This is a genomic window from Rhodoferax sp. SPJ4, assembly GCF_058216275.1.
Genome location: NZ_JBYZMN010000001.1, coordinates 833,420 through 857,134, shown reverse-complemented (window position 1 = coordinate 857,134; position 23,715 = coordinate 833,420). Strand labels below are relative to the sequence as shown.

Below are 23,715 nucleotides of genomic sequence, written 5' to 3'. Positions count from 1 at the left end.
AGTTCAGTCCTCGCATTCGTCGTCCACCGGTTTGCGCTTGCTGGAACGGGCGGCTTTTTTGGCCTCGCGCTCGGCGTCTGCGGCCAAACCGGCGGCCAACCAGGCGGCGTACTCGTCGGGCGATTCCAGCGTGATGCGGCCCAGGATGGCGGTGCGGAACTCGGTGAGCAAGATCTCGGCGGCCTTTTGCAGGTTGACCCGGCCCTTGCCCAGCAGCGCGCCGCGTTTGGCGCCAATGGCCGTCAGCACCGCGTCGTCGGTCATCTGGGCCACGCCGCTGAGCTTGTAGCGGGCTTCCAGCCGCTCGGGGTAGCCCAACCGCAGCCGGGCCAGCAGCTCCAGTGCCACCTCCTCGTCGTCGTAGGCGTTGCGGCCCACCGCGCCGCTGGCCGCCAGGTGGAAGCCGCTTTGCGCCACACCGATGCGCGGCCACAGCAGGCCGGGCGTGTCCCACAGGTAAAAATCATCGGCCAGCACGATGCGCTGCTCCAGCTTGGTGATGCCGGCCTCGTCACCGGTTTTGGCCTGGCGCTTGTTGCTCAGCGCGTTGATCAGCGTGGACTTGCCCACGTTGGGCACGCCACAAATCAGCACCCGCATGGGTTTGGCCATGCCACCACGGCCGGGTGACAGCGCCTGGCACAGCGTGGCCAACTTTTGCACCGCCGCGCCGTCGGTGGCCTGCAGCGCCAGCGCCCGGGTGTCGGGCTGGGCGTTGTAGTGGGCCAGCCAGACCTCGGTGAGCGCGGGGTCGGCCACGTCCTGCTTGTTGAGGATTTTCAGCGTGGGCTTGTGGCCGGTGAGCTCGGCCAGCAGCGGGTTGGCGCTGGAGCCGGGCAAACGGGCGTCCAGCACCTCGATGACGACGTCGATGTCCTTCACCCGCTCGGCAATGGCTTTGCGGGTCAGGTGCATGTGTCCGGGGAACCACTGGATGGCCATGGTCAGGTCGGCCGTTGGGTGTTGTGCATGGCCGGGATGCTAACGCCTGCCGACCGGTCCGCCGAGAAATGGCCTGGCGCACAAGGTCTACAGTGGAGGCCATGACCCTCGTGCGCCCACCCTTCCCCACCCGCCGTCAGGCACTGGCCAGCGCCGGTCAGGCCGTGCTGGCACTGTGCGCCGGCGGTTTGCCGCCGGCCCGGGCACAGGGTGGCTACACACTCACCGAGGCCCAGATGCAGGCCACGCTGGCACAGCGCTTCCCGCTTCGCTACCCGGTGGCCGGTTTGCTGGAACTGCAGGTGGGCCAGCCCCGGCTGCGGCTGTTGCCCGACATCAACCGCCTGGGGCTGCAGCTGGGCCTGTTGGCCGGTGGACCGGCATTGGCGCGGACTTATCCCGGCCTGGCCGACCTGGTGTTTGCCCTGCGTTACGAGCCGCGCGACCAGACGCTGCGGGCCCACCAGATCGAGCTGCGCAGCCTGCGGCTAGAGGGGCTGGCGCCGGCCGCGGCCGAGCTGCTGCAGGCCACCCTGCCCGGCCTGGTGCGCGACGCGCTGCTGGAAGTGGTGGTGCACCGGCTGCGGCCACAAGACCTGGCACTGTCCGATGGGCTGGGCCTGCGGCCCGACACATTGACCGTCACCGCCGATGGCGTGGTGGTCGGCTTTACCGCCAAGGGGGCCGAGGCGCCGGCCCGCTGAGGCCCAGCCCGCGTTTCAGCGCGCCTGGCCGGCCTCGACCAGCTTGACCAGCGTCAGCAGCACCCGGTTGGCCGGTGTGGGCACGCCCAGGGCCTCGCCGCGGCGCACCACATGGCCGTTGAGGTGGTCGATCTCGCTGGGTTTGCCGCGCATCAGGTCTTGTGCGGTGGACGAGAACTGGCCGGGCATGGTCTCGGCGATGCGGCGCACCGCCGCGTCCACATCGGGCGGCAGCGTCACGCCGTCGGCCTGGGCCACGGCCCGGCATTCGGCCACCACGTCACGCATCACCTCTTTGACCCCCGGGGCCCGCACCAGCGGCCCATAAGGTTGGCGCGCCAGTGCCGACAAGGCGTTGTAGGCGCAGTTCAGGATCAGCTTGGCCCACAGCGCCCCACGTACATTGGCCGACACCTCGGTGGGCACACCGGCCGCGATGAAATGGCGGGCCACCGCGTCGCTGGCGGGGCCGGGCTCGATCAGCAGTTCGCCCCGCCCGTGGTGAAGCACATGGCCGGGGCCGGCCATCTCGGTGGCCACGTAGACCACCGCCGCGGCCACGGTGTGCTCGGGCAGCACGCGGCGCAGGCGCTCGGCGTTGTCTACCCCGTTTTGCAGCGTCAGCACCAGCGTGCTGGGCTTCAGGTGGGGCCGCAGCTGCGCACCGGCCGCCTCGGTGTCGGGCGATTTGACGCAGAACAGCAGCAGGTCGGCGTTCTGGGCGGCGCTGGCCTCGGTGCTGGCGGCCAGGGCCAGATGTTCGTCAAAGGCCTGGGTCTGCAGTCGCAGGCCCTGCTGCCGCACTGCATCCACATGGGCTGGCCGGCCAATCAGCGTCACCGCATGGCCGGCGCGGGCCAGCATGCCGCCGTAAAAGCCGCCCACGGCGCCCGCACCCATCACGGCAACGTTGAGCAAAGCGGACATGGCGAGGGCTCCAGGAAATTTGCCGGCATTCTAGGGCGAGGGCCGATCATTTAACTTTTCAATTAGACCGATTGGTTCATTTGTCTTTTTAATTACCCGGGCTAACCCTATGATTCACACCCTGCGACACCCGTGCGCAGCCTGTTCAACCATCGCCAGAAGAGAGAAAACCATGTCTTTGATCAACACCCAGGTTCAACCGTTCAAGGCCCAGGCCTTCCACAACGGCAAGTTCATCGAAGTCACCGAGCAGTCGCTCAAGGGCCGCTGGTCCACGCTGATTTTCATGCCCGCCGCTTTCACCTTCAACTGCCCGACCGAAGTGGAAGACGCAGCCGACCACTACGAGTCCTTCCAGAAACTGGGTGCCGAGGTCTACATCGTCACCACCGACACCCATTTCGCCCACAAGGTGTGGCACGAAACCTCGCCCGCCGTGGGCAAGGCCCAGTTCCCGCTGGTGGGTGACCCCACTCACCAGCTGACCCGCGCTTTTGGCGTGCACATCGAAGAAGAAGGCCTGGCCCTGCGCGGCACCTTCGTGATCAACCCCGACGGCGTGATCAAGACCGCTGAAGTGCATGACAACGCCATCGCCCGCGACGTCAAGGAAACCCTGCGCAAGCTGAAAGCCGCCCAGTACGTGGCCAAGAACCCCGGCCAGGTGTGCCCCGCCAAGTGGAACGACGGCGCCAAGACCCTGACCCCGTCGCTGGACCTGGTCGGCAAGATCTAACTCTGCCAACGCCGGTGGCCCTGGCCACCGGCCGCGCGAGCCGCGCTGCCAGCCCCTTGGTCCAGGGGGCTGCCAACCCGGTTTGACCGTTCAGCACAACTCGAACAAAAGGACTCCCCATGCTCGACGACAGCCTCAAGACCCAACTCAAGGCCTACCTGGAACGGGTGCAACACCCGGTGGAACTGGTGGCCTCGCTCGACGACCGCCCGGCCTCGGCCGAGATGCGTGCACTGCTGGAAGACATCGCCAGCCTGTCGGACAAGGTCACGGCCCGGTTTGACGGCCAGGACGCCCGCCGCCCCTCGTTCCAGATCAGCCGCGTGGGCGCCGACATGGGCGTGCGTTTTGCCGCCATCCCCATGGGCCACGAGTTCACCTCGCTGGTGCTGGCGCTGCTGCAGGCCGGCGGCCACCCACCCAAGGTCGACGCCGAGGTGATCGAACAGGTCAAGGCGCTGGACGCCGACCTGGTGTTTGAAACCTACATGTCTTTGACCTGCCACAACTGCCCGGACGTGGTGCAGGCGCTGAACCTGATGGCGGTGCTGAACCCGCGCATCCGCCATGTGGCGGTGGACGGCGGCCTGTTCCAGGCCGAGGTGGACGCGCGCCAGATCATGGCCGTGCCGGCCATCATCTTGAACGGCCAGCCCTTCGGCTCGGGTCGCATGGAACTGAGCGAGATTCTGGCCAAGGTGGACACCGGTGCGGCCGCCCGCGACGCCGCCAAGCTGGGCCAGAAAGACGCCTTCGACATGTTGATCGTCGGTGGTGGCCCGGCCGGCGCTGCCGCGGCGGTGTACGCCGCCCGCAAGGGCATTCGCACCGGCATCGTGGCCGAGCGCTTCGGTGGCCAGACCCTGGACACGCTGGGCATTGAGAACTTCATCTCGGTGACCGAGACCGAAGGCCCGAAATTCGCTGCCGCCCTTGAGGCCCATGTGCGCGCCTACGAGGTCGACATCATGAACGGCCAGCGGGTCGAGGCCTTGCTGCCGGCCACCCAGCCCGGCGGCCTGGCCACCGTGCGGCTGGCCAATGGCGCCGAGCTGCAGGCCCGCTCGGTGGTGCTGTCCACCGGTGCGCGCTGGCGCAACGTCAACGTGCCCGGCGAGCAGGAGTACAAAAACAAGGGCGTGGCCTATTGCCCGCACTGCGACGGCCCGCTGTTCAAGGGCAAACGGGTGGCGGTGATCGGCGGCGGCAACTCCGGTGTTGAAGCGGCCATTGACCTGGCCGGCGTGGTGGCCCATGTGACGCTGGTGGAGTTTGCCGACCAGCTGAAGGCCGACGCGGTGCTGGTGAGCAAGCTCAAGAGCCTGCCCAACGTGAGCATCCACACCAACGCCCAGACGACCGAGATCACCGGCGACGGCCAAAAGGTCAACGGCCTGCGCTACAAGGACCGCGTGAGTGGCAGCGAACACAGCGTGGAACTGGCCGGTGTGTTTGTGCAGATCGGCCTGGTGCCCAACACCGAATGGCTCAAGGGCACGGTGGAATTGTCCAGGTACGGCGAGATCGTCATCGACGCCAAATGCGCCACCAATGTGACGGGCGTGTTTGCCGCCGGTGACGTGACCACCGTCCCGTTCAAGCAAATCATCATCGCCGCCGGCGAAGGCGCCAAGGCCGCGCTGTCGGCCTTTGACCACCTGATCCGCAGCCCTGTGGCTGCCGTGGTCAACAGCGCGCCCGCGGAACTGGCCGAGATGACCTGACCTCACCGCCGACCGCCCATGAAAAAGGGCTGGTGGTCTCACCGACCACCAGCCCTTTGGGCTTTCAGATTCGCATCAGAACGGGTTGATGGTCTTGTTGCGGGTGTAACTCATGTAGCCGATGCTGGCGCCGGCACGCAGGCCCACACCCAGGCGGATCGGGGCCAGGATGATGTTGCCGCGCTGCTGGTAGTTGATGCCCACGCCACCCACGTAGTAGAAGCTGCCGTCCACCGAAGGGAAGCGCTTGAACAGCTGCTCGGGGTTGGTCATGTGGTAAACCAGCACAAACACCTTGGAGGCATTGCCGCCCACGTCAAAGCCGATCGACGGGCCCTGCCAGTACACCTTGCGGTTGCCGCCGGCCTTCAGCTGCAGCGTGCCGTTGCCGTAACGCAGGCCCACCGTCAGCGCACCGCTGGCCTCTTCGCCCTTGATGTAGCCGGTGGGTCGGCCATGCTCCTTGAACGCCTTCTCGATCACCGTGGCCAGGCCCTCGGTGGTGGCCCCGAAGAACTCGGTCGCGTCCTTGAGGATGGAGTCCTGGTCGTAGGTGTTCTTGTCGGTCGGCTTGGCGGCCGGCGCAGGGTCGGCAGCCAGTGCCGGCAGGGCCACCACGGACGCGGCCATCAGCGCGGCCCGCAGGCTCGCACGCCGACCCTGGCTGGGCTCGTCGGAGGGGGAAATCGATGGAATCGGGTGTGGCATGGAAGCTCCTTTTTTGGTTTTTGCCGTTCGCCGATCCAAGGTGTGGAGGCAAACGGCCGATCCATTCTGTCACCGTTCGGTGAAGTACAGGTCAAGCGATGCAACAGACGGCAGCCCCCCGGGCCGCACCGCACCTCGGGCGCTATCATGGTCCCATGCTGAGCCGGGCCACCGTGGCGTACCGGCCTGTTTCTGAGGACGTCCCCATGAAATCGCTCTCCCTCTGTCTGGCCGCTGTGTTGGGCCTTGGTGCGCTCGCCACCCTGCCCGCCCACGCCACCTCGACCACCGCCTCGTCGCTGTCGGACAGCATCGCCGCCTCGGTGGGCAGCATCTCGGACTCGCTCCGCGGCATCAGCAACAGCTCGGGCCGCGTGGTGGGTGCGGCCGAGGGCGACTACCGGGTGGTGGAAGTGGCCGCGGCCGACGAGGCCGGCCTGGTGCGCATGGTGCTGGCGCCGATGGACCCGCAGGCCGCGCAAAATGCCGACGCCCACTTTGCCTTGCTGCTGCCGCAAAAGGCCTTTGACGCCAGCGGCCTGGCCGCCGACGGCACGGTGCAGGTCAAGCACCGGCCCTACGGTCTGGAGTTTGCCAATGGCCAGACCCGCCAGGCCTTCTTTCTCGCGATGACCGAAGACTGGTACCGCGAACTGCCCAGCCACGCCGTCAGCCTCTGAGCCCGCGCGCCCTGCCCCTGGCGGCCCTGCTGCTGGCCGGCGCCAGCGCCGCACAGGCCGGCGCTGTCCAGTTCTGCAGCCGCGACGCCCGCCTGACACCGGCCCAGCAGGACCGGCTGTTCCGCTTTGGCGCGGCCATCAAGGCCGAACTGGAGGCCTCGGGCCGGGTGCTGGCCATCGTTTCGCGCTCCGGCACCGACCTCGACCGTTTTGGCGTGCGTTACTCGCACTCCGGCATCGCACTCAAGAACAGCCCCAACATCCCCTGGTCGGTGCGCCAGCTGTACTACGCCTGCGACGAAGGCCAGCCCCGGCTCTACGACCAGGGCTTGTCGGGCTTTGTGCTGGGGGGCTCCGAGACCGATCGCGGCCATGCGGCGCTGTTGCTGCTGCCGCCAGACCAGGAACAGGCGCTGGAGCGGGTGGCGCTGAACAACCCGCTGGCCTTGCAGCTGCTGGGCGGCCGCTACAGCGCCAACGCCTACCCCTACAGCACCACCTACCAGAACTGCAACCAGTGGACCGCCGAGCTGCTGGCCACCGCCTGGGGCTGGCCGGCCGACGCCACCCCTGCCGAACACCCACGCAGCGAGGCCCAGCGCTGGCTGATCGAGCAGGGCTACCGGCCCACGGTGTTCGAGGCTGGCAACCCGTTGATGCTGGCCATCAGCACCTGGGTGCCGCTGCTGCACAGCGACGACCACCCGCCCGAAGAGCTGGCGCGCTTCCGCTACCAGGTCAGCATGCCGGCCGCGGTGGAAGAACTGGTGCAACGCACCGTGCCCGGCACCCGCCGGGTGGAGCTGTGCCACACCCGCCAGCACATCGTGGTGCGGCGGGACGGACCGCCGCTGGCCGACGGCTGTGTGCCCGAGCCGGGCGACACCGTGCTACCGCTCGACTGAGGCCCTCCGGCCGGCGTGGCACAGTGGGGCCCCAGGCCCTCGAAAAACGGAGACACCATGACGCTGCGCCCTTCACACCTGCTGGCCCCGCTGCTACTGGCCGGCGGCCTGGCCCTGAGCCTGCCTGCGCTGGCCTGGGACATGGTTGGCAGCAAAACGCTGAGCCTGGTGGGCCGCGACGGCCGGGCCACCGCCATCGGACAGGTCGAGTTCAGCCCGCAGAACGGACGCACTGACTTTCGTGTGGTGATGGACCACGCGGTGGTGAAAGACTATTTTTTGTCGATGCGGGAGTTCAAATGCCTGGCCGGTGGCCCCGAGGTGCAATGCCATGTGCCCTACCCGTACAAGAACCCGGCCAGCGTGACGGCCGACGACCTGGCCTGGCTGGAACACGCGCTGCTGTTCTTCTTCAAGCAACCCACCGACTTCGGCGCCAAGCTGTGGAACGGTGTGTACTACCGGCTGGCCATCACGCCACAAGGCCTGGTGGGCACGCCGCAGGCGATTGACCTGAACGCCATCGGCGCGCCGCCGGCACAGGCCGATCTGCCGCCTTATGGCGCGGCCGAGCGCAGCGACATTCCGGCCGGCGCACGATGGTTTGGCCAGTTGCTGATTCAGTGAGGCGTTGGGCACGGTGTCGCGTAACATCGAAGCCCTTGGGGCCGCATGCGTGGCTCCTTCCACCAGGAGCACCCCATGGCCAAAGGCGAACAGCGCAGCAACAAGATGGAAAAAAAACCCAAAAAGGACACCTCGGCGCCCAAGCCCCTGGTGTCAGACCGCCCCACACCACCGGTGACGGCGGTGGTGCCGCGCGGCAAGCTCAAGACCAAGTGAGGGCCGGGCTAGACGCGGCCCTCTAGCGTTTTGGCTGCCATTAGGGCCCGCCCACTAGTGCAAGCGGACAGAATTTCCCCATCCACATTGAACCCAAGGAAATCACCATGTCCGCTCCCCAACTCTCCACCGTCACCGTTGACCTGATCGAGTCCTACGGCAACACCGCCAAGAACGTCATCCTGGCCTACCGCACCGGCGGCGAGCGCCTGGTCGGCTATGTGGAAACCCGCTGGGAAAAGGCGCTGAACCAGTCGCGCCCCCAACTCGCCGACGAAGTGGCCAGCAACGCATCGGCCGCGCAAAAGGTGTTCGGCTCCTACTACGTCAAGGGCATCACGCTGACCGCCGACGGCGCCGACGCGGTGGTCAACAACGTGGTCCGCCTGGCTGGCCGTGGTGTCGCCCAGGTCGCAGCCAACGCCCATCTGCTGGAAGAAAAAACCGGCGTCACCGCGCTCAACCTGCTGGCCCAGGCTGCCATCCCGGCCGCCGTGGCCGCCACCCAGCTGGCTGGCCAGATTGAGCAAAAGTCGGCCCAGCTGGTGAACCGCGTCGCCGGCAGCACCAGCAAGGCCTCGGTGGCCGGCGTCAAGCGCGCTTCGGCTTTCAAGAAGGCCCGCGCCCGCAAGGCCAGCTGAGTCGCCGACCGGTCAGACCCGGCCCTGGCACTGCCCGGGGCCGGTGGCACAATCAATCCAACAGAACAACCAACAACCGCCGCGGAGACAAGCATGGCCATCACTGTCAAGATCGAACTGGGTTACGAGTTTGCCGTCAAGGCCAAGGCCGCCGACGTGTTTGCATTGCTGAGCGACGTGCCGGCCTCGGTGGCCCACTTCCCCAAGGTCGAAGAATTGAAGGACCTGGGCGACGGTGTCTACGAGTGGAACATGGAAAAGGTTGGCACGGCCCAGGTCAACATCCAGACCGTGTACGCCAGCAAATACGTCAGCAACAAGGCCAAGGGCACGGTGGTCTGGACCCCGGTCAAGGGCGTGGGCAACGCGCTGGTCGGCGGCAGCTGGACCATCACCGACAACAAAACCTCCACCGGTCTGGTGTTGTCCATCGAAGGCACGGTCGACGTGCCACTGCCCGGCCTGATGAAGATGGTCGTGGCCCCGGTGGTCGAGGCCGAATTCGAGAAACTGGTCGACAAATACGTCGCCAACCTGGTGAAGAAGTTCGGCGGCGAAGCCTGAACCACCGGCACGGCCGGTCACCAGCCCTCCCATGGAGCTGAGCTCCGACATCGTCACCACCCCACCGCTGGACGCGGCCTCCATCGTGCTGTTGCGCGATGGGGAGGCCGGTCTGGAGGTGTTTCTGATGCGCCGCCACGGCGACTCGCGGGTGCTGGCCAATGCCTATGTGTTTCCCGGCGGCAAGGTCGATGCGGCCGACGCCACGCTGAACCCCACCCACCACCTCGACCAGGCGCCCGAAGCCCTGCACGCGGCGCTCTACGAGCCAGCCCTGCCGGTCACCACCGCCACCAGCTTGTATGTGGCGGCGGTGCGCGAGGTCTTCGAAGAGTCCGGTGTCTTGTTCGCCCACACCGTCGACCATGCCGCGCCCGACCTGACAAAAGCCCAGGCCCGGCTGCGCGACGGCATGGGCTTCGGCACGCTGCTGGCCGACATGGGCTTGCGGCTGCAGACCCGGGCGATGGCGCCCTGGTCGCGCTGGGTCACGCCGCGCATGCCGTCCATGGCCATGGGCAAACGTTTCGACACCCGGTTTTTTGTGGCCGCTGTGCCCCCGGGGCAGCTGGCCCGCCACGATGCGGTGGAAACCACCGCCAGCCTGTGGCTGCCACCGCGCCAGGCGCTGGAAGGCTACTGGCAACATGCGCTGCCGATGGCGCCGCCCCAGGTGATCACGCTGGCCCACATCGCCCGGTATGCCACGGTGGACGCGGTGCTGTCGGCCGCCCGGGCCGGTGCGCCGCCCACGGTGGAGCCCGAACCTTTCGATCTGAATGGCGAGCGGGTCATCTGCTACCCCGGTGACCCGGCCCATTCGGTGGCCACGCGCGCCCTGCCCGGCCCGACCCGGGTGGTGTTTCGCAACCAGCGCTTCGAGCCCGAGGGCGGTTTCGACGCACTGTTTGCCTGACACCGAACTCGCAAGCCTGCAAACAAACGGACACATCCCCTGCCATTTGCGTTTTCACAGCCCGCGCTTGTGGTGCACACTGGGGCCATGGTCCGCATCACGGCGGGCCGCTTGAACCGAAAGGACAACAGCGATGCAGATTCAGGTGAATGCCAGCGGCGTGGTGGGCAACAAAGAAGGTTTTGAGCGCTGGGCCACGGCCGAGTTGAACGAGCGGCTGAGCCACTTGTCGGCCGAGGTGACGCGGATCGAAGTGCACCTGAACGACGAGCATGGCGCCAAGGCCGGACCAGGTGACACCCGCTGCAGCCTGGAAGCCCGGCTGGTGCACCTGCCGGCGGCGGCCGTCAACCACCATGGTGCGACCCAGGACGACGCCTTCCGGGGTGCGGCCGACAAGCTCAAGCGGCTGCTGGACAGCCAGTTGGGAAAACAGAAAGACCACCGCGACCGCAGCTCCATCCGCCATGCGGACGGGCTGGCCGCGGACGACGCCGCTCAGTAGTTGCTGGTGCGCCCGGCGATGTGGCGGAACATGATGCGGGCTTTGGACAGGTCGTAGGGCGACATCTCGACCGAGACCTTGTCGCCCGCGATCACGCGGATGTGGTTCTTGCGCAGCTTGCCGCCGCTGTAGGCGATGAGTTCGTGGCCGTTTTCCAGCACCACGCGAAAGCGCGAGTCGGGCAGGACTTCAATCACCTGCCCCTGCATTTCAATCAGTTCTTCCTTGGCCATCCGCCGTGCTCCGTCCACAGTCCACTGGGTTGTGTGCACCCGCAGCGGGAGCACGAGTGCCGTTCGCTCCGTGCAAACGGCTAACCTGAGATTGTAGGCGCTTGCGGCCGGGTGCGCTGGCGAATTCCGCCAGCTGCTCAGGCCCGATGTTCGGTGCTGGCCAGCACCGGCACCGGTTTCGGCAGCCCCAACCGGGCCGGCGACAGGTACTGCACGCGGTACTGCTCGAAAGGCAGGCTGTCGGCGGCCTCCAGGCGGGCCTGTTCCGCCAGTGACTCGGCGCTGAACGCCTCGAAACGCGATTGCGCCACGGCGTCCAAAGGCTGGGCCCGCAACGCGGCCTGGGTGCGGGCCGATTGGACCTGGCCAAAGGCCACAAACGAGCCCCCATGCTCGCCCTGAATGGCCGCCAGCACCCGGGCCGACGGCAGGCGGCTGGGGTCGTTCAGCGCCGCCACGGCATCGGCCAGCGCGGCGCTGTAAGCGTCGGTGCCATGGGCGGCGTCCAGCGCCGCCGCGAAAGGCGCGCAGCCGGCCACGATCTCATGGCCCCAGTCGGTCAGGCCCACCGAGACGCCCTGGCGCTCCAGCAACAGCCCCGGTTCGCGGCCGCGCTCGGCGGTGCGGTGCTGGTTGCGGCCCAGGGCCGCGATTTCGGCCGGCGAATCGGGCGGGCTGTCGGTCAACAAGCAGTGCAGCAAAAACACGTCAAGGAAACGCAGCGTGGCCGCGCCAATGCCGATGTCGACAAAGGGGTCGAGGTCCATCAGCCGCACCTCGATGTACTCCACCCCGCGTTCGCGCAGCGCGTGCAGCGGCCGCTCGCCGGAGAAGATCACCCGCTTGGGCCGGATGGTGCCGTAGAACTCGTTCTCGATCTGCAGCAGGCTGGTGGCCAGCTGGCGGTAGCCACCTTGGCCGTCGCGCACGCCAATCGCCTCGTAGGGTGGGTAGGGCCGGGTCAGCGCGTCCTGCAGCGACAGCGCGTAGCCGTCCAGGCCGTTGTAGCTCACCGCCAGCGAGGCCTGGGCGTCGCTCTGGTAGCCCAGCCGGCCCATGCGCAGCGAGGTGGCGTAAGGCAGGTGCAGGCTGTCGCTGCCCAAGGCTTGCAGGCCATGGGGCTGCCCGGCCACGAAGCAGCGGGTCACAGCCGGCGAGGCACCGAACAGGTACAGCAGCAAGAAGGCGTGGCGGCGGAAATTGCGGATCAGGCCAAAATAGGCCTCGTTCGACACCGCCGGCAACGACCAGTTGTAGTGGATGCCGGAGATGGTCTGCATGCGCCGGCCATAGCGGTGGCCCAGGCCGGTGCGGTAAACCGTCTTGGCCTGGCCCACATTGGCGTGGCCGTACTGGCCGATGGGAATCTGCTCGTCGGCCGGCAGCACACAAGGCATGCTGGACACCCACATGCGCTCGTCCCCGAGCGCGGCGTCGGCAAAACGGTGGATGTCGGCCAGTTCGTCCAGGCAGGCCTCCACCCCGGCATGCACGCCGGTGATCAGCTCCAGCTGCGACTCGCTGAAATCGGTGGTGATGTGCGGGTGGGTCAGGGCCGAACCCAATGCGGCCGGGTGCGGCGTGGCCGCCAGCCGGCCATCGGCCTGCGCGCGCAGGCTCTCTTTTTCTATCCCCCGCCGCAGGCCCCGCAAGCGTTCGGGCACCAGGGCGGCCTGGCCTCCGTGCGTCAACGCCTCAGGGTGCGCTGCTTGACTGCTCATGCCATGGCCCTTGGAAACTTCAAGGGCCGGAAGGTAACACAGCCAGACAAGACCTGCAGGCCGAGGGCTCAGGCGGCCAGCGCCAGCGGGTGGGCCGCGCTGGGCGGCGCCGCCTGTGCCATCCAGCGGTCAACCGCCAACGGGTCGGTGACGCTGCGCAGCGCCTGGTAAGCGGCTTCGGCCTCGGCATGGCGGCGGCGCAGAAAGTTCAGCCACTGCTTGAGCCGGCCGGCCTGGTGGCGCGGTTCCAGCTGGCCACGCACCAGGGTCCAGAACCCGGCCAGCATGGGCAACAACTCGGCCCAGCCCAGCGGCGGCAGCGCGTGTTCGCCATCGGCCACCCGGATAGCCCGCGCCAGCCCTGGGTCGGCCACCATGCCGCGGCCCAGCATCAGCGATTGGCAGCCCGAAACCTCGCGGCAACGCAACGCGTCGGCCACGGTCCAGATCTCGCCATTGGCCACCAGCGGGATGGCAACCACCGCCCGCAGGTCGGCGATGCGCTCCCAGTAGGCCGGTGGCCGGTAGCCGTCGGCCTTGGTGCGGGCATGGACCACCAGCTCGCTGGCACCGCCCTCGGCCAGGGCCAAGGCGCATTCTTCGGCCCTTGTGCCGTCGTTGAAACCCAGCCGCATCTTGGCCGACACCGGCAGATCGGCCGGCACCGCCCGGCGCACCGCCGACACGATGGCCAGCAGCAGCTCGGGCTGGTCCAGCAAGGCCGCGCCGCCGCCATGGCGGTTCACCACCTTGGCCGGGCAGCCGAAGTTGAGGTCGATGCCGGCGGGGCCCAGCGTGGCCAGGCGGGCGGCGTTGTCGGCCAGGCAGGCCGGGTCGGAGCCCAGCAGCTGGGGCCGCACCGGCACCCCGGCCAGGGTGCGGCTGCCGTGCCGCAGCTCGGGCACGATGCGGGTGAAGACCCGGGCCGGCAACAGCTGGTCGGTGATGCGGATGAACTCCGAGACGCAGCGGTCCACGCCGCCGGCCCGCGTCAGCACGTCGCGCAGCACCCAGTCGAGCAAACCCTCCATCGGGGCCAACAAAATCGCCATGGGGCCGATGCTACCCGCCAGCCGGCCGCACAAGCCGGCGCAGTTGTTGCATGATGGCGGCATGGAGGGCCAAGCGATGAACAACAATTTGTTGCCAAGACGCCGCTGGCTGTTGTGGGGGGCGGCCATGCTGGTCGGCCTGCAGGCCCCGGCCCAGGCCGGGGGGGTCAGCCGGGAGGTTGAAAAAGCCATCCAGGCGGTGGTGCAGGCGCAGCTCGACGCCTTCGCCCACAACGACGCCAAGCGCGCTTTTTCGCTGGCGGCGCCCGACATCCGCAAGCAGTTCGGCACACCCGAGCGCTTCATGACCATGGTGCGGGTCGGCTACCCGGTGGTGCACCGGCCACGCAGCGTGGTGTTTCTCAAACCCGTGATGGAAGATGGCGAACTGCTGCAGCCGGTGCAGATGACCGATGCCGACGGCCAAGTCTGGATTGCCACCTACCTGATGAAGCGGCAAAAAGACAAATCCTGGCGCATCGGCGGCTGCACCGTGGTGGAAGACGAAGGTCTGGCCACCTGAGCCGCCGGGCCGGCGTCAGTAACTGCCCATGTAGTCCTTCTTGCCCAGCACCACGCCGTTGTGGCGCAGCAGCGCGTAGGCGGTGGTGATGTGGAAGAAAAACTGCGGCAGGCCGTAGCTCAGCAGGTAGGCCTGGCCGGCAAACACCCGCTCGCGCGGCGTGCCGGGCTGGATGGTGATGGGGCGGCTTTCGCTGCCATCGATCTGCGCCGCTGACAGGCCGCCAATGAAGGTCAACACCCGGGCAATTTTGGCCAGCGCGCTGGCGAAATCGGGTGTGCAGTCCTCGTAGACCGGCACCTCGACGCCGGCCAGCCGCGCGCACACGCCCTTGGCAAAGTCGCAGGCGATGTCGACCTGGCGGATCAGCGGCAGCATGTCGGGGAACAGCCTGGCCTGCAGCAGCGCCAGCGGGTCGATCTTGCGCTCGCTGGCATGGACCTCGGCCTTGGCCAGGTTGGCCGACAGGCTGCCCAGCATTTGTTGGAACACCGGCACCGACGCGGCGTGCATGGAAATCGTCATGGAAACTCCTTGAAAAAAATCAGCGGGGTCGCCGCAGGCGCTTGACCAGGTGCACCCCGGCCAGCACCACCGCACCGGCCACCAGGCCCACCAGGGCGTCCAGCAGCAGCGGCAGGACCGCCTGTGACAGCGGGCCCACGCCAGGGACGGTACCGGCCTGCAGGGTCAGCGCCTCGATGCCATGGTGCAGCACTGGCACGCCATGGGTCAGGATACCCCCACCGACCAAAAACATCGCGGCGGTGCCTGCGACCGACAGCAACTTCATCAAACCGGGGGCCGCGGCCAGAATGCCACGACCCAAGCCACGGCGCAGCGCCGAGCCGGCACGGCTCAGCCACAAACCGAGGTCGTCGAGCTTGACGATGGCCGCCACCAGGCCGTACACCCCCACCGTCATCGCCACCGCGATGCCACCCAACACCACCACCTGGGTCATGAAGGGGCTGGCGGCCACCGTGCCCAGCGTGATGGCGATGATTTCGGCCGACAGCACAAAGTCGGTCCGCACTGCGCCCTTGACCTTGTCCTTTTCCAAAGCGACCAGGTCCACCGCCGGGTTGCTCAGCGCGGCCACCAGCGCGTCGTGCTCGGCGGCCACCTCGGCCGGGCTGTGCAGGAACTTGTGGGCCAGCTTCTCAACGCCTTCGAAGCACAGAAAGGCGCCACCCACCATCAGCAGCGGCGTGACCGCCCAGGGCGCCAGCGCGCTGATGGCCAGCGCCACCGGCACCAGAATCGCCTTGTTGACCATGGACCCCCGGGCCACCGCCCAAACCACCGGCAGCTCGCGGTCGGCTTGCACGCCAGCCACCTGTTGGGCGTTCAGGGCCAGGTCATCGCCCAGCACACCGGCGGTTTTTTTGGCGGCCACCTTGGTCAGCAAGGCCACATCGTCCAGCACGGTGGCGATGTCGTCGATCAATGCCAGCAAGCTGGACGCCATGGGATGGCCTTTCTTTTTCTGTGGGGTGGTGCACCGGATTGTCACCGGGCAGGCATCGGATCTTGGGCAGAATGGCCCCGTTGCCATGAACGCCCCCCGCACTGTCATTTTCACTGCCCAGCTGGTCCCGTCGGGCCAGACCTTCGCGGCCCCGGCCGACCAACCCCTGCTGCTGGCGGCCCAGGCGGCGGGCATTGTCCTGCCCAGTTCCTGTCGCAACGGCACCTGCCGGACCTGCATCTGCCTGGCCAGCGCGGGCGCGGTGGCCTACCGCATCGAATGGCCGGGGCTGAGCGCCGAAGAAAAGGCCCAGGGCTGGGTGTTGCCCTGTGTGGCCTACCCGCTGTCGGACGTCACCCTGCTGCAATCGGCGACCCCGGGTGCCCAACGATAATGCAGACGCAATCCGGCCCGCTGGACTGCCAGCCGCCCCTGTGACGCCGGTGAAACGCACCCTTCCTCTGACACCCTCCTTCCTCCATCACCCATGGCTTTGCCTGACGCCCGACTTTCCGGCCTGCTGAACCGGCTGCACCACGCGGGTGTGCTGCGCCACCACCAGCCCCGTCCCAGCGACCTGCTGCCGGCGTTGGGCCTGCCGCTGGCCCTGGCTGGCTACCTGGTGCTGCGCGGCTGGCTCAACGCGCTGCTGGTGCTGCTGTGCCTGGCGGGCCTGTGGCAGCTGTTCCGCCAGCGGGCCGAACTGCGGGTGCTGCTGCGGCGCCCCGCGGTGCGCTGGCTGCTGGCAGCGCTGGTCTCGCCCTTCATCGCGGTGGTGGTCTCGCAATGGGCCCACCACGAATGGGTGCCGCGGGCCTTCGACTCGCCCTTGCGGCTGATGTTGTCGGCCGTGCTGCTGCTGTGGCTGCTGCTGCGCCGGGTCAACCTGCTGCCACTGGCGGCCTGGGCGCTGCCACTGGCGGTCTGGCTGTGCGCCGCATCCATCTTTCTGAACCCCAACGCCGCCCGTTATTTCTGGGATGGCCGCTTCGCCACCTATTTTGTCGACCCGCTGACCTTGGGCCAGCACATCACCATCCTGGGTTTCATGGCGCTTTTTTGCGTCGGTGTGCTGCGCGCGGGCGGGCTGGGCCTGTCAGTGCTGCAATGGGGGGCGGTGCCGGTGGCGCTGGCGGTGTCACTGGGCACGCAGTCGCGCAGCGCCTGGGTCATCGTGCCGGTGTTGGCGCTGTTGTGGATTGTGGGCGTCAAGCGCCACAGCAGCCCACTGAAGATCGGCCTGGCGCTGGTGGCCGTGGTGGCGGTGTGCTGGCTGGCCTATGCCGGCTCGGCCACCGTGCAAATGCGGGTGGACTTGGCGCTGGGTGAATACCAGGCCTATTTCAATGGCAGCAACCGCGACACCTCGCCGGGCATCAGGCTGTCGATGTGGCGGGCCAACTGGCTGCTGTTCCTCGAGCAGCCCTTGGCCGGCTGGGGCTTTGCAGCACCGCCGCCGCTGCGCGCCATTCCGGCGATTGCCGCGTTCTCCACCCCGCTGTTCGAATTCTGGTACCTCAGCTACGGCGGCCACAACGAGGTGCTGAGCAGCATGATGCACACCGGCAGCCTGGGGCTGCTGTCGCGGCTGCTGCTGTTGGGCGTGCCGCTGGTGGTGTTTGCCCAGGCGGCCCGCCGGGGTGGCCACCAACGGCGCCTGACCGGTTTTCTGGGCCTGGCCCTGGTGCTGGGCTATCTGGTGTCCAGCATCAACACCGAAGTGTTCAATTTGATTTACATCGCCTCGTTCTACGGCCTGCTGGTGGCAGCGCTGGGGGCGAGCGCGCTGCTGGAGGATGACCATGAACCCGCCTGACTACGCCATCACCTTTGCCTGCTACAACCAGGTCGACTACACCCGCCAGTGTGTCGACAGCCTGGTCAAGCACGGCACCGATTTGTCGCGGGTGGTGGTGGTGGACAACGGCTCCACCGACGACACCCGGCACTACCTGCAGACCCTGCCGCTGGGTGGCCGGGTCTTCAACCAGGGCAACCTGGGCTGCGGCGTGGCCTGGAACCAGGGCGCGCTGGCGCTGCAGGCCGAATGGACGGTGGTGATGAACAACGACGTGCTGGTGTCGGCCGGCTGGCTCGACAGCCTGGTGGCCAGCGCCCGCCAGCACGGGCTGCAATTCGTCTGCCCGGCGCTGGTCGAAGGCCCGCTGGATTACGACTTTGACGCCTTTGCGGTGGACGCCAGCGCCCGCATGCGCGACGTGGTGCGCCGCGGCGCCCGCCATGGCGTGTGCATGCTGGTGCACCGCTCGGTGTGGGACCAGATCGGCTACTTCCAGCCCACGCCCTCGCTGTGGGGTTTTGAGGACACGCTGTTCTTCAACCAACTCGACCGCGCCGGCATCCCCAGCGGCACGGTGGGCTCGTCCTGGCTGCACCACTACGGCTCCATCACCCAGAAGGCGATGAAACAGGAGCGCGGCCTGTCGGAGAAACAAGGCCTGAGCGACCGCCACAACTACCGGCTGCTGGGCCAGTCCTTCATCGAGCGCAAATGGAAAAAGCACCAACGCGTCAAACAGCTGAAGGCCTGGAATGCCCAGGAGCGGGCCGAGTTTGGCCTGTGCCTGCACGGCGTGCGGGAGAACGGCCAGTTCAACTGGGCTTACTAGCCCGCAGCTTGCTCCCTGGCCAACGCCCCCAGCGTGGCCATGGCGGTCTCGAAGCGCGGCTCCCAGGGGTGGCCGTGGTTGAGCCGCAGGCCATGGCGGTGGCCACGGTGGGCTGAAAAAATCGGGCCCGGCGCCACGCTGATGCCTTCGGCCAGCGCCTGCTGGTGCAGGCGCAGCGCGTCAAAGCCTTCGGCAAACTGCACCCACACAAAGTAGCCGCCCTGCGGCCGCGACACCCGCACCCCAGGCGGAAAATGGCGGGCGATGGCCTGCAGCATCTGCGCCTGCTGGGCCTCCAGCGCATGGCGCAGTTTGCGCAAATGCCGGTCATAGCCACCATGTTGCAAATAGTCGGCCAAGGCCATCTGCGCCGGCAGGCTGGCCGACAGCGTGGTGGTCAGCTTGAGACGTTCGACGCGTTCACCAAAACGCCCCGGCGCCACCCAGCCGATGCGGTAGCCCGGCGCCAGCGTCTTGCTGAACGAGCTGCAGTGCATCACCAGGCCCTGGGTGTCGAAGGCCTTGGCTGGCAAGGGGCAACGCGGACCGAAGTACAGCTCGCCGTACACATCGTCCTCGATCAGGGGCACCTCATGGCGGGCCAGCAAGGCCACCAGCGCGCGCTTTTTCTCCTCACTCATGCTGGCACCGGTGGGGTTCTGGAACGAGGTCATGCACCAGCAGGCCTTGATGGGGTGGCGCTTCAGCGCCTGCGCCAGGGCGGCCAGGTCCAGCCCGCCGTCGGCATGCACCGGAATCTCCACCGCCTTCAGCCCCAGCCGCTCCAGCGCCTGCAGGCTGGCATAGAAGCCCGGTGACTCGATCGCCACCAGGTCGCCCGGCCGGGTCACCGCGCTCAAACACAGGTTCAGCGCCTCCAGCGCGCCATGGGTCACCACCAGTTCTTCGGCCGGCTGGGCCATGCCCATGGCCAGGTAACGCAGCGCGATCTGCTGGCGCAGGCCGGCATGGCCGGGTGACAGGCTGGACACGGTGTCGGCCGGCTGCAGGCTGCGCGCCGAACGGGCCAGCGAGCGTGCCAGCCGGGCCAGCGGGAACAGCGTCGGCCCGGGAAACGCCGAACCAAAGGGCACGATGCCGGGGTCTTGCATGGACACCAGCACAGAAAAAACCAGCTCGCTGATGTCCACCACCGCCGGCGCCCGTCGCACCGCGACCGGGTGCACCGGCGCGGCTAGCGTCCGCGCCGGGTGGCCGGTGACGAAGTAACCCGAGCGTTCCTGGGCCCGCACCAGGCCTTTTTCTTCCAGCCGGTAATAGGCCTGGAAGGCAGTGGAGGCGCTGAGGCCATGCTGGGCAGTGAGGCTGCGGATGGACGGCAGCCGCGTGCCCGGGGCCAGCCGCCCGTTGCGGATGTCGGTGGCCAGCCACTCGGCCAGCTGTTCGTAGCGCTTCATTGTTGGGCATCCATCATCTGATATGGTGAATTCTCACAAAAAACCATCTGGTATGGTTTTAATCGTGGCATCTGCTGCTTACCCGCAGCGCTGCCCGGCGGCATGATGCAAACACCGTGAACACCAACGCACCCCACTCCCCCCTGCTGCGGCGACTCGCCCGCCTGCTGGCGCTAGCCATCGCACCCGTGGCCGCCATGGCTGCCCCCGCCCCGTTCGAAGACAGCATGGCCCAGCGCACGCTGGCCTGCACCGCCTGCCACGGCCCCCAGGGCCGCGCGGCCAGCGACGGCTACTACCCGCGCATCGCCGGCAAGCCGGCCGGCTACCTCTACAACCAGCTGCTGAATTTCCGCGATGGCCGCCGCCACTATGGCCTGATGGCTGGCCTGACCGCCCCGCTCACCGACGCCTATTTGATGGAGATCGCCCGGTACTTTGCGGCGCTGGACCTGCCCTACCCGCCACCACAGCCGCCAGCGGCCCCGGCCGAGGTGCTGCGCCGGGGCGAGCAACTGGTGCGGCAAGGCGACCCGGCCCGGGGCCTGCCGGCCTGTGTGCAATGCCATGGCGAGGCCATGACCGGCGTGTCGCCGGCCGTGCCCGGCCTGCTGGGCCTGCCCCGCGACTACATCAATGCCCAGCTCGGCGCCTGGCGTGCCGGCCAGCGCCAGGCCCATGCGCCCGATTGCATGCAGCAGGTGGCCCAGCAGCTCAGCGGCGACGAGGTCACCGCAGTGGCCAGCTGGCTGGCCGCCCAGCCCCTGCCCGCCAACCCCCACCCTGCGTTGCGGGCCCCGACACGCGCGGCGGCGGTGAAAACACCCGATTGCGGCAGCGCCGTCCCGATGGGGGTGCGATGAGCAAGCGCCTTGCCATGGTCCTGGGGGCCAGCCTGTTGCTGGCGGCCGGCACCGCCGCGCTGATCTGGCACCTGAACCTGCGCGGCGAAGCCCCGCTCGATGCCAGCGCCTCCACGCTGGCCGCCTGGAAACCGTCGGCCGAACAGCTCGCCCGCGGGGCCTACCTGGCGCGGGCCGGCAACTGCGCCGGCTGCCACACCGCCCAGGGCGGCGCGGCCTATGCCGGTGGGCGCGGCATTGCCACGCCCTTCGGCACGGTCTACGCGTCCAACCTGACGCCCGACGCCGACACCGGCCTGGGGCGGTGGACGGCCGACCATTTCTGGCGCGCGCTGCACCATGGCCGCTCCAAAGACGGCCGGCTGCTCTACCCCGCTTTCCCCTACCCCAACACCACCCAGATCGGCCGCGACGACGCCGACGCGCTGTTTGCCTTCCTCGGCAGCCTGCCGCCGGTGGCCCAGGCCAGCCCGCCCCACACGCTGCGTTTTCCGTACAACACCCAGGCCGCGCTGGCAGTCTGGCGGGCGCTGTACTTCAGCGCCGGCGCCAGCGCACCCGACCCACAGCGCAGCGCCGAATGGAACCGCGGCGCCTATCTGGTCAAGGGCCTGGGGCATTGCAGCGCCTGCCACAGCGCCCGCAACGCGCTGGGCGCCACCGACGACACGCTGGACCTGGCGGGCGGCCTGATCCCCTCACAGAACTGGTACGCCCCCTCGCTGACCGACGCGGGCGAGGCCAGCCTGGCCCACTGGCCGCTGGACGAGGCGGTGCAGCTGCTGAAAACCGGCCAGACCGACCGCGCGGTGGTGACCGGACCGATGGCCGAGGTGGTGCGCCACAGCACCCAGCACCTGAACGACGCCGACCTGCGTGCCATGGTGACCTACCTGCAGGCCCTGCCCCCTGCGGCACCGGCCCCCACGCCGGCCAAGGCCATCGCTTCCGCCGCCTTCGCGCAACTGGGTGCCAAGGTCTATGAACAGCATTGCGTGGCCTGCCATGGCGAACGTGGCCAGGGGGTGCCCGGCGCCTACCCGCCCCTGGCCGGCAACCGCGCGGTGACCCTGGCCCAGACCACCAACCTGGTGCAGACCGTGCTGCAGGGCGGCTTCGCCCCGGCCACCGCTGGCAACCCGCGGCCCTTTGGCATGCCGCCCTATGTGTTGGTGCTGAGCGACCGCGAGGTGGCGGCGGTGCTGAGCCATTTGCGCAGCCACTGGGGCAACGACGCCGGTGCGGTCAGTGAGCTGGACGTGGCCCGCCACAGGGACAGCGCGCGCCCCTGAACCGGCCCGTCGGCCTCAGGGCACCTTGGTCAGCGCACCGCTTTGCCGGGTGCGCACCACCTGCTCGGTGGCAAAACCCTCGGCCTTGGCCTGGGCCAGCCAGTGGTCGACCACCGCGTCGGGCAGTTGCGGCTCGCGGGCCAGCAACCACAGGTAGCGGCGATTCGGCGCCCCCACCAGCGCCACCCGGTAGCTGGTGTCCAGGCCCATCACCCAGTAGTCGCCCCAGACCAGCGGCAACCAAGACAGCCAGGCCGGGGCAAAACGCACCTGCAGCTGGCCGGCGTCCGGCGCCCCTGGCTGGTTCACCCGACGGGCCAAGCCACTGGCCGACAGGCGGTGGCCATCGGCCTCGGCGCACTGGTTCAGCACCGCCACCGTGCCATCGGGCTGTGGCGTGTACTGCGCCACCACATCGCGGTCGCAGTTGCGCTGGAAAAAATTGGGCAGCCGGGCAATCTCGTACCAGGTGCCGGCGTAACGCGCCAAGTCGACCGACACCACCGGCAACGGCTCCTCTGCGCGGGCCGCCGCGCTCAGGGCCACGCCCACACAGACGACCGCCAAGGCCTTGGACCAGCGGCTCATTGCAGCTGCACCGAGCCGGACACGTTGACCGTCACCGTGGTCTTGCCCGCCGCCACCGGCACTGCGGCGTCGGCCATGGCCGCGCGCGCCTCCATGGCCATCATGCGCGGCATGGGCTGATGCCCCTGGTCGTTGGCCTGCACCGCCACCTCGCGCAGCGTGTAGCCGGCAAAACCAAAGGCCTTGGCAATCTCGCCGGCCTTGTCACGGAAACGGGCAATCGCCTGGGCCTGCACCTCGGCCTCGGCCCGCTGGCGCTGTTCGCGGCTCAGGCCGAAGCCGACCTGCGACACGCTGAGCGTCTGCAGCCGCCCGGCGGTGGCGGCGATCCGGGCCATGTCACGGCCTTCCAGCACCAGCTCGGCCGAGCCCAGCCAGCCGTTGAGCTTGCCGTCCTTGCCATAGCGAGGCGACAGGTGGAAGCCGCCGGTGCGCAGGTCCAGCTGGCCAGGCTGGGCGGCCTTTCTGGCCTCGGTCAGCGCGGCATCCAGAGCGGTTTTCAGCTGGGTCTGGACCTGCTGCGCGTCAGCCCCCTCGCGCTGGGTCGCCAGCGTCATGGACAGCAGGTCTTGTGGCACATCGACCGCGGCACTGGCCGCCAGCTGAACGGTGTTGCTCGGTGGGGCCGCCAGCGGCTGGGCGCCGGCGGCACCCGCAGCGGCGCACAGCAGCGCCAGGGTCCAAAGGGTTCTCGACATCGGGGGCTTTCAATCGGTTGCAAATGGCCCAAAGGGCCGGGCCGAAACGTCAACGGCGCTGGAATTGCCCGTTGTGCTCGCGCAACTGGGAGCGCAGCTGCGCCCGCTCGTCGGCGTTCAACTGGCGCTGACTCGGCATGGGATTGGCGTCGCCGGGCGCCGAACGTTCCTGGGCCCGGGTCAGCGCCCAACGCAGGTCCATGCGGCGCTGCGCCGGGTCGCCCTGCACCGTCTGCACCGTGGCCTGCTGGGCCCACGCCGGCGGCAACACGGCCCAACAGGCCAGTGCAACGACGGAGAGGAAACGGCGGATCGCGGTCATGGTGCTACCTTAACGGCTGAACGCCGCAGCGAGACGACCCATTGTCGCCAAGCCGCCTGACGATGTCACAAGTTTTGTAACAGTGTGTCAACCCTTCGCCACACCCTCG

The 23,715-nt window shown here is 68.2% G+C and carries 29 protein-coding genes; 17 read left to right on the top strand and 12 right to left on the bottom strand.

The features are described 5' to 3' along the window. Window positions 1-3: 3 nt before the first annotated feature. Complete coding sequence (gene ylqF, locus AC4BAR_RS04300; protein ID WP_490626571.1) at window positions 4-942, bottom strand: ribosome biogenesis GTPase YlqF; 939 nt, start codon at window positions 940-942, stop codon at window positions 4-6. 101 nt (window positions 943-1,043) lie between these two features. Between ylqF and AC4BAR_RS04295 the strand changes: the two genes are divergently transcribed. Beyond that, a complete protein-coding gene (locus AC4BAR_RS04295; protein ID WP_490626570.1) occupies window positions 1,044-1,646 on the top strand; it encodes a DUF1439 domain-containing protein in 603 nt (200 codons plus the stop codon). Window positions 1,647-1,661: 15 nt separating this feature from the next. On the opposite strand, the gene AC4BAR_RS04290 is transcribed toward AC4BAR_RS04295, so the two are convergent. After that, window positions 1,662-2,573, bottom strand: coding sequence for a ketopantoate reductase family protein (locus AC4BAR_RS04290; RefSeq protein ID WP_490626569.1), 912 nt, complete (start codon window positions 2,571-2,573; stop codon window positions 1,662-1,664). A gap of 172 nt (window positions 2,574-2,745) precedes the next feature. Here AC4BAR_RS04290 and ahpC point away from each other — a divergent pair, with 172 nt between their 5' ends. Both ahpC and ahpF read left to right on the top strand, forming a co-directional pair. Then, the gene (gene ahpC / locus AC4BAR_RS04285; protein WP_490626568.1) at window positions 2,746-3,309 is read left to right on the top strand and encodes an alkyl hydroperoxide reductase subunit C; all 564 of its coding nucleotides are present in this window, start codon (window positions 2,746-2,748) and stop codon (window positions 3,307-3,309) included. 119 nt (window positions 3,310-3,428) lie between these two features. Further along, window positions 3,429-5,033 (top strand): alkyl hydroperoxide reductase subunit F, encoded by a 1,605-nt coding sequence (gene ahpF / locus AC4BAR_RS04280; RefSeq protein ID WP_490626567.1) that lies wholly within the window; start codon window positions 3,429-3,431, stop codon window positions 5,031-5,033. A 75-nt stretch (window positions 5,034-5,108) separates the two neighbouring features. Here ahpF and AC4BAR_RS04275 read toward each other — a convergent pair whose 3' ends face one another. Further along, a complete protein-coding gene (locus tag AC4BAR_RS04275; RefSeq protein WP_490626566.1) occupies window positions 5,109-5,741 on the bottom strand; it encodes a DUF1134 domain-containing protein in 633 nt (210 codons plus the stop codon). A gap of 206 nt (window positions 5,742-5,947) precedes the next feature. Here AC4BAR_RS04275 and AC4BAR_RS04270 point away from each other — a divergent pair, with 206 nt between their 5' ends. The 8 genes from AC4BAR_RS04270 to AC4BAR_RS04235 all read left to right on the top strand — a co-directional run bounded on the left by AC4BAR_RS04270 (window position 5,948) and on the right by AC4BAR_RS04235 (window position 10,795). Next, a complete protein-coding gene (locus tag AC4BAR_RS04270) occupies window positions 5,948-6,421 on the top strand; it encodes a hypothetical protein (RefSeq protein WP_490626565.1) in 474 nt (157 codons plus the stop codon). Continuing rightward, window positions 6,382-7,326, top strand: coding sequence for a DUF2145 domain-containing protein (locus AC4BAR_RS04265; protein ID WP_490627190.1), 945 nt, complete (start codon window positions 6,382-6,384; stop codon window positions 7,324-7,326). The genes AC4BAR_RS04270 and AC4BAR_RS04265 overlap by 40 nt, the downstream gene beginning before the upstream one ends. A gap of 57 nt (window positions 7,327-7,383) precedes the next feature. Continuing rightward, window positions 7,384-7,953: a hypothetical protein gene (locus tag AC4BAR_RS04260; RefSeq protein ID WP_490626564.1), complete on the top strand. Its 570-nt coding sequence runs from the start codon at window positions 7,384-7,386 to the stop codon at window positions 7,951-7,953. 75 nt (window positions 7,954-8,028) lie between these two features. Beyond that, complete coding sequence (locus AC4BAR_RS04255) at window positions 8,029-8,169, top strand: hypothetical protein (RefSeq protein WP_490626563.1); 141 nt, start codon at window positions 8,029-8,031, stop codon at window positions 8,167-8,169. Window positions 8,170-8,276: 107 nt separating this feature from the next. Continuing rightward, complete coding sequence (locus tag AC4BAR_RS04250) at window positions 8,277-8,810, top strand: hypothetical protein (RefSeq protein ID WP_490626562.1); 534 nt, start codon at window positions 8,277-8,279, stop codon at window positions 8,808-8,810. Between the two features lie 93 nt (window positions 8,811-8,903). Next, window positions 8,904-9,374, top strand: coding sequence for an SRPBCC family protein (locus tag AC4BAR_RS04245; RefSeq protein ID WP_490626561.1), 471 nt, complete (start codon window positions 8,904-8,906; stop codon window positions 9,372-9,374). Between the two features lie 31 nt (window positions 9,375-9,405). Further along, the gene (locus AC4BAR_RS04240) at window positions 9,406-10,290 is read left to right on the top strand and encodes an NUDIX hydrolase (RefSeq protein ID WP_490626560.1); all 885 of its coding nucleotides are present in this window, start codon (window positions 9,406-9,408) and stop codon (window positions 10,288-10,290) included. Window positions 10,291-10,423: 133 nt separating this feature from the next. After that, a complete protein-coding gene (locus tag AC4BAR_RS04235; protein WP_490626559.1) occupies window positions 10,424-10,795 on the top strand; it encodes an HPF/RaiA family ribosome-associated protein in 372 nt (123 codons plus the stop codon). Here the strand turns inward: AC4BAR_RS04235 and infA are convergent. The 3 genes from infA to AC4BAR_RS04220 form a co-directional block, all read right to left on the bottom strand. After that, window positions 10,789-11,028, bottom strand: coding sequence for a translation initiation factor IF-1 (gene infA / locus AC4BAR_RS04230; RefSeq protein ID WP_490626558.1), 240 nt, complete (start codon window positions 11,026-11,028; stop codon window positions 10,789-10,791). The genes AC4BAR_RS04235 and infA overlap by 7 nt on opposite strands. Before the next feature lie 137 nt (window positions 11,029-11,165). Beyond that, on the bottom strand, window positions 11,166-12,749 hold the full coding sequence (gene gshA / locus AC4BAR_RS04225; RefSeq protein ID WP_490626557.1) for a glutamate--cysteine ligase: 1,584 nt from the start codon (window positions 12,747-12,749) through the stop codon (window positions 11,166-11,168). Between the two features lie 68 nt (window positions 12,750-12,817). Continuing rightward, a complete protein-coding gene (locus tag AC4BAR_RS04220; RefSeq protein ID WP_490626556.1) occupies window positions 12,818-13,801 on the bottom strand; it encodes a tRNA dihydrouridine synthase in 984 nt (327 codons plus the stop codon). A gap of 76 nt (window positions 13,802-13,877) precedes the next feature. Between AC4BAR_RS04220 and AC4BAR_RS04215 the strand changes: the two genes are divergently transcribed. Further along, complete coding sequence (locus AC4BAR_RS04215) at window positions 13,878-14,324, top strand: DUF4864 domain-containing protein (protein WP_490626555.1); 447 nt, start codon at window positions 13,878-13,880, stop codon at window positions 14,322-14,324. Window positions 14,325-14,339: 15 nt separating this feature from the next. On the opposite strand, the gene AC4BAR_RS04210 is transcribed toward AC4BAR_RS04215, so the two are convergent. Next, window positions 14,340-14,849 (bottom strand): DUF1993 domain-containing protein, encoded by a 510-nt coding sequence (locus AC4BAR_RS04210; protein WP_490626554.1) that lies wholly within the window; start codon window positions 14,847-14,849, stop codon window positions 14,340-14,342. A 19-nt stretch (window positions 14,850-14,868) separates the two neighbouring features. Beyond that, window positions 14,869-15,795 carry a DUF808 domain-containing protein gene (locus tag AC4BAR_RS04205; RefSeq protein WP_490626553.1) on the bottom strand — a complete coding sequence of 309 codons (927 nt, stop codon included), beginning with the start codon at window positions 15,793-15,795 and terminating at the stop codon, window positions 14,869-14,871. Between the two features lie 85 nt (window positions 15,796-15,880). Here AC4BAR_RS04205 and AC4BAR_RS04200 point away from each other — a divergent pair, with 85 nt between their 5' ends. The 3 genes from AC4BAR_RS04200 (at window position 15,881) to AC4BAR_RS04190 (ending at window position 18,425) form a co-directional block, all read left to right on the top strand. Next, window positions 15,881-16,189 carry a 2Fe-2S iron-sulfur cluster-binding protein gene (locus AC4BAR_RS04200; protein ID WP_490626552.1) on the top strand — a complete coding sequence of 103 codons (309 nt, stop codon included), beginning with the start codon at window positions 15,881-15,883 and terminating at the stop codon, window positions 16,187-16,189. 93 nt (window positions 16,190-16,282) lie between these two features. Next, window positions 16,283-17,611, top strand: a complete 1,329-nt coding sequence (locus AC4BAR_RS04195; RefSeq protein WP_490626551.1) for an O-antigen ligase family protein — start codon at window positions 16,283-16,285, stop codon at window positions 17,609-17,611. Next, complete coding sequence (locus AC4BAR_RS04190) at window positions 17,598-18,425, top strand: glycosyltransferase family 2 protein (protein ID WP_490626550.1); 828 nt, start codon at window positions 17,598-17,600, stop codon at window positions 18,423-18,425. The genes AC4BAR_RS04195 and AC4BAR_RS04190 overlap by 14 nt, the downstream gene beginning before the upstream one ends. Here the strand turns inward: AC4BAR_RS04190 and AC4BAR_RS04185 are convergent. Beyond that, the gene (locus AC4BAR_RS04185; protein ID WP_490626549.1) at window positions 18,422-19,843 is read right to left on the bottom strand and encodes an aminotransferase-like domain-containing protein; all 1,422 of its coding nucleotides are present in this window, start codon (window positions 19,841-19,843) and stop codon (window positions 18,422-18,424) included. The genes AC4BAR_RS04190 and AC4BAR_RS04185 overlap by 4 nt on opposite strands. A 197-nt stretch (window positions 19,844-20,040) precedes the next feature. On the opposite strand from AC4BAR_RS04185, the gene AC4BAR_RS04180 reads away from it, so the two are divergent. Together AC4BAR_RS04180 and AC4BAR_RS04175 are read left to right on the top strand one after the other, a co-directional pair. Next, on the top strand, window positions 20,041-20,706 hold the full coding sequence (locus AC4BAR_RS04180; protein WP_490627189.1) for a c-type cytochrome: 666 nt from the start codon (window positions 20,041-20,043) through the stop codon (window positions 20,704-20,706). Continuing rightward, entirely contained in the window at window positions 20,703-21,998 is a 1,296-nt protein-coding gene (locus AC4BAR_RS04175; RefSeq protein ID WP_490626548.1) for a c-type cytochrome, read from the top strand. The genes AC4BAR_RS04180 and AC4BAR_RS04175 overlap by 4 nt, the downstream gene beginning before the upstream one ends. Window positions 21,999-22,013: 15 nt before the next feature. Here AC4BAR_RS04175 and AC4BAR_RS04170 read toward each other — a convergent pair whose 3' ends face one another. From AC4BAR_RS04170 to AC4BAR_RS04160, 3 genes are read right to left on the bottom strand one after another with little or no spacing between them, the layout of a single operon-like run. Next, window positions 22,014-22,586 carry a lipocalin family protein gene (locus AC4BAR_RS04170; RefSeq protein WP_490626547.1) on the bottom strand — a complete coding sequence of 191 codons (573 nt, stop codon included), beginning with the start codon at window positions 22,584-22,586 and terminating at the stop codon, window positions 22,014-22,016. Beyond that, on the bottom strand, window positions 22,583-23,284 hold the full coding sequence (locus AC4BAR_RS04165) for an SIMPL domain-containing protein (RefSeq protein ID WP_490626546.1): 702 nt from the start codon (window positions 23,282-23,284) through the stop codon (window positions 22,583-22,585). Before AC4BAR_RS04165 ends, AC4BAR_RS04170 begins: the two co-directional genes overlap by 4 nt. 49 nt (window positions 23,285-23,333) lie before the next feature. Beyond that, a complete protein-coding gene (locus tag AC4BAR_RS04160) occupies window positions 23,334-23,606 on the bottom strand; it encodes a hypothetical protein (RefSeq protein WP_490626545.1) in 273 nt (90 codons plus the stop codon). Window positions 23,607-23,715: the final 109 nt, after the last annotated feature.

What these genes read in the sequence shown, in the direction of transcription:
- AC4BAR_RS04190 (WP_490626550.1), top strand. Translation starts at nt 17,598, where the DNA reads ATGAACCCGCCTGACTACGCCATCACCTTTGCCTGCTACAACCAGGTC.
- AC4BAR_RS04170 (WP_490626547.1), bottom strand. Translation starts at nt 22,586, where the DNA reads ATGAGCCGCTGGTCCAAGGCCTTGGCGGTCGTCTGTGTGGGCGTGGCC.
- AC4BAR_RS04185 (WP_490626549.1), bottom strand. Translation starts at nt 19,843, where the DNA reads ATGAAGCGCTACGAACAGCTGGCCGAGTGGCTGGCCACCGACATCCGC.
- AC4BAR_RS04290 (WP_490626569.1), bottom strand. Translation starts at nt 2,573, where the DNA reads ATGTCCGCTTTGCTCAACGTTGCCGTGATGGGTGCGGGCGCCGTGGGC.
- ahpF (WP_490626567.1), top strand. Translation starts at nt 3,429, where the DNA reads ATGCTCGACGACAGCCTCAAGACCCAACTCAAGGCCTACCTGGAACGG.
- AC4BAR_RS04245 (WP_490626561.1), top strand. Translation starts at nt 8,904, where the DNA reads ATGGCCATCACTGTCAAGATCGAACTGGGTTACGAGTTTGCCGTCAAG.
- AC4BAR_RS04205 (WP_490626553.1), bottom strand. Translation starts at nt 15,795, where the DNA reads ATGGCGTCCAGCTTGCTGGCATTGATCGACGACATCGCCACCGTGCTG.
- AC4BAR_RS04200 (WP_490626552.1), top strand. Translation starts at nt 15,881, where the DNA reads ATGAACGCCCCCCGCACTGTCATTTTCACTGCCCAGCTGGTCCCGTCG.
- AC4BAR_RS04240 (WP_490626560.1), top strand. Translation starts at nt 9,406, where the DNA reads ATGGAGCTGAGCTCCGACATCGTCACCACCCCACCGCTGGACGCGGCC.
- AC4BAR_RS04180 (WP_490627189.1), top strand. Translation starts at nt 20,041, where the DNA reads ATGGCTGCCCCCGCCCCGTTCGAAGACAGCATGGCCCAGCGCACGCTG.
- AC4BAR_RS04295 (WP_490626570.1), top strand. Translation starts at nt 1,044, where the DNA reads ATGACCCTCGTGCGCCCACCCTTCCCCACCCGCCGTCAGGCACTGGCC.
- AC4BAR_RS04235 (WP_490626559.1), top strand. Translation starts at nt 10,424, where the DNA reads ATGCAGATTCAGGTGAATGCCAGCGGCGTGGTGGGCAACAAAGAAGGT.
- AC4BAR_RS04275 (WP_490626566.1), bottom strand. Translation starts at nt 5,741, where the DNA reads ATGCCACACCCGATTCCATCGATTTCCCCCTCCGACGAGCCCAGCCAG.
- infA (WP_490626558.1), bottom strand. Translation starts at nt 11,028, where the DNA reads ATGGCCAAGGAAGAACTGATTGAAATGCAGGGGCAGGTGATTGAAGTC.
- AC4BAR_RS04250 (WP_490626562.1), top strand. Translation starts at nt 8,277, where the DNA reads ATGTCCGCTCCCCAACTCTCCACCGTCACCGTTGACCTGATCGAGTCC.
- AC4BAR_RS04165 (WP_490626546.1), bottom strand. Translation starts at nt 23,284, where the DNA reads ATGTCGAGAACCCTTTGGACCCTGGCGCTGCTGTGCGCCGCTGCGGGT.
- AC4BAR_RS04255 (WP_490626563.1), top strand. Translation starts at nt 8,029, where the DNA reads ATGGCCAAAGGCGAACAGCGCAGCAACAAGATGGAAAAAAAACCCAAA.
- AC4BAR_RS04160 (WP_490626545.1), bottom strand. Translation starts at nt 23,606, where the DNA reads ATGACCGCGATCCGCCGTTTCCTCTCCGTCGTTGCACTGGCCTGTTGG.
- AC4BAR_RS04270 (WP_490626565.1), top strand. Translation starts at nt 5,948, where the DNA reads ATGAAATCGCTCTCCCTCTGTCTGGCCGCTGTGTTGGGCCTTGGTGCG.
- ahpC (WP_490626568.1), top strand. Translation starts at nt 2,746, where the DNA reads ATGTCTTTGATCAACACCCAGGTTCAACCGTTCAAGGCCCAGGCCTTC.
- AC4BAR_RS04210 (WP_490626554.1), bottom strand. Translation starts at nt 14,849, where the DNA reads ATGACGATTTCCATGCACGCCGCGTCGGTGCCGGTGTTCCAACAAATG.
- AC4BAR_RS04175 (WP_490626548.1), top strand. Translation starts at nt 20,703, where the DNA reads ATGAGCAAGCGCCTTGCCATGGTCCTGGGGGCCAGCCTGTTGCTGGCG.
- AC4BAR_RS04195 (WP_490626551.1), top strand. Translation starts at nt 16,283, where the DNA reads ATGGCTTTGCCTGACGCCCGACTTTCCGGCCTGCTGAACCGGCTGCAC.
- AC4BAR_RS04215 (WP_490626555.1), top strand. Translation starts at nt 13,878, where the DNA reads ATGAACAACAATTTGTTGCCAAGACGCCGCTGGCTGTTGTGGGGGGCG.
- ylqF (WP_490626571.1), bottom strand. Translation starts at nt 942, where the DNA reads ATGGCCATCCAGTGGTTCCCCGGACACATGCACCTGACCCGCAAAGCC.
- gshA (WP_490626557.1), bottom strand. Translation starts at nt 12,749, where the DNA reads ATGAGCAGTCAAGCAGCGCACCCTGAGGCGTTGACGCACGGAGGCCAG.
- AC4BAR_RS04220 (WP_490626556.1), bottom strand. Translation starts at nt 13,801, where the DNA reads ATGGCGATTTTGTTGGCCCCGATGGAGGGTTTGCTCGACTGGGTGCTG.
- AC4BAR_RS04260 (WP_490626564.1), top strand. Translation starts at nt 7,384, where the DNA reads ATGACGCTGCGCCCTTCACACCTGCTGGCCCCGCTGCTACTGGCCGGC.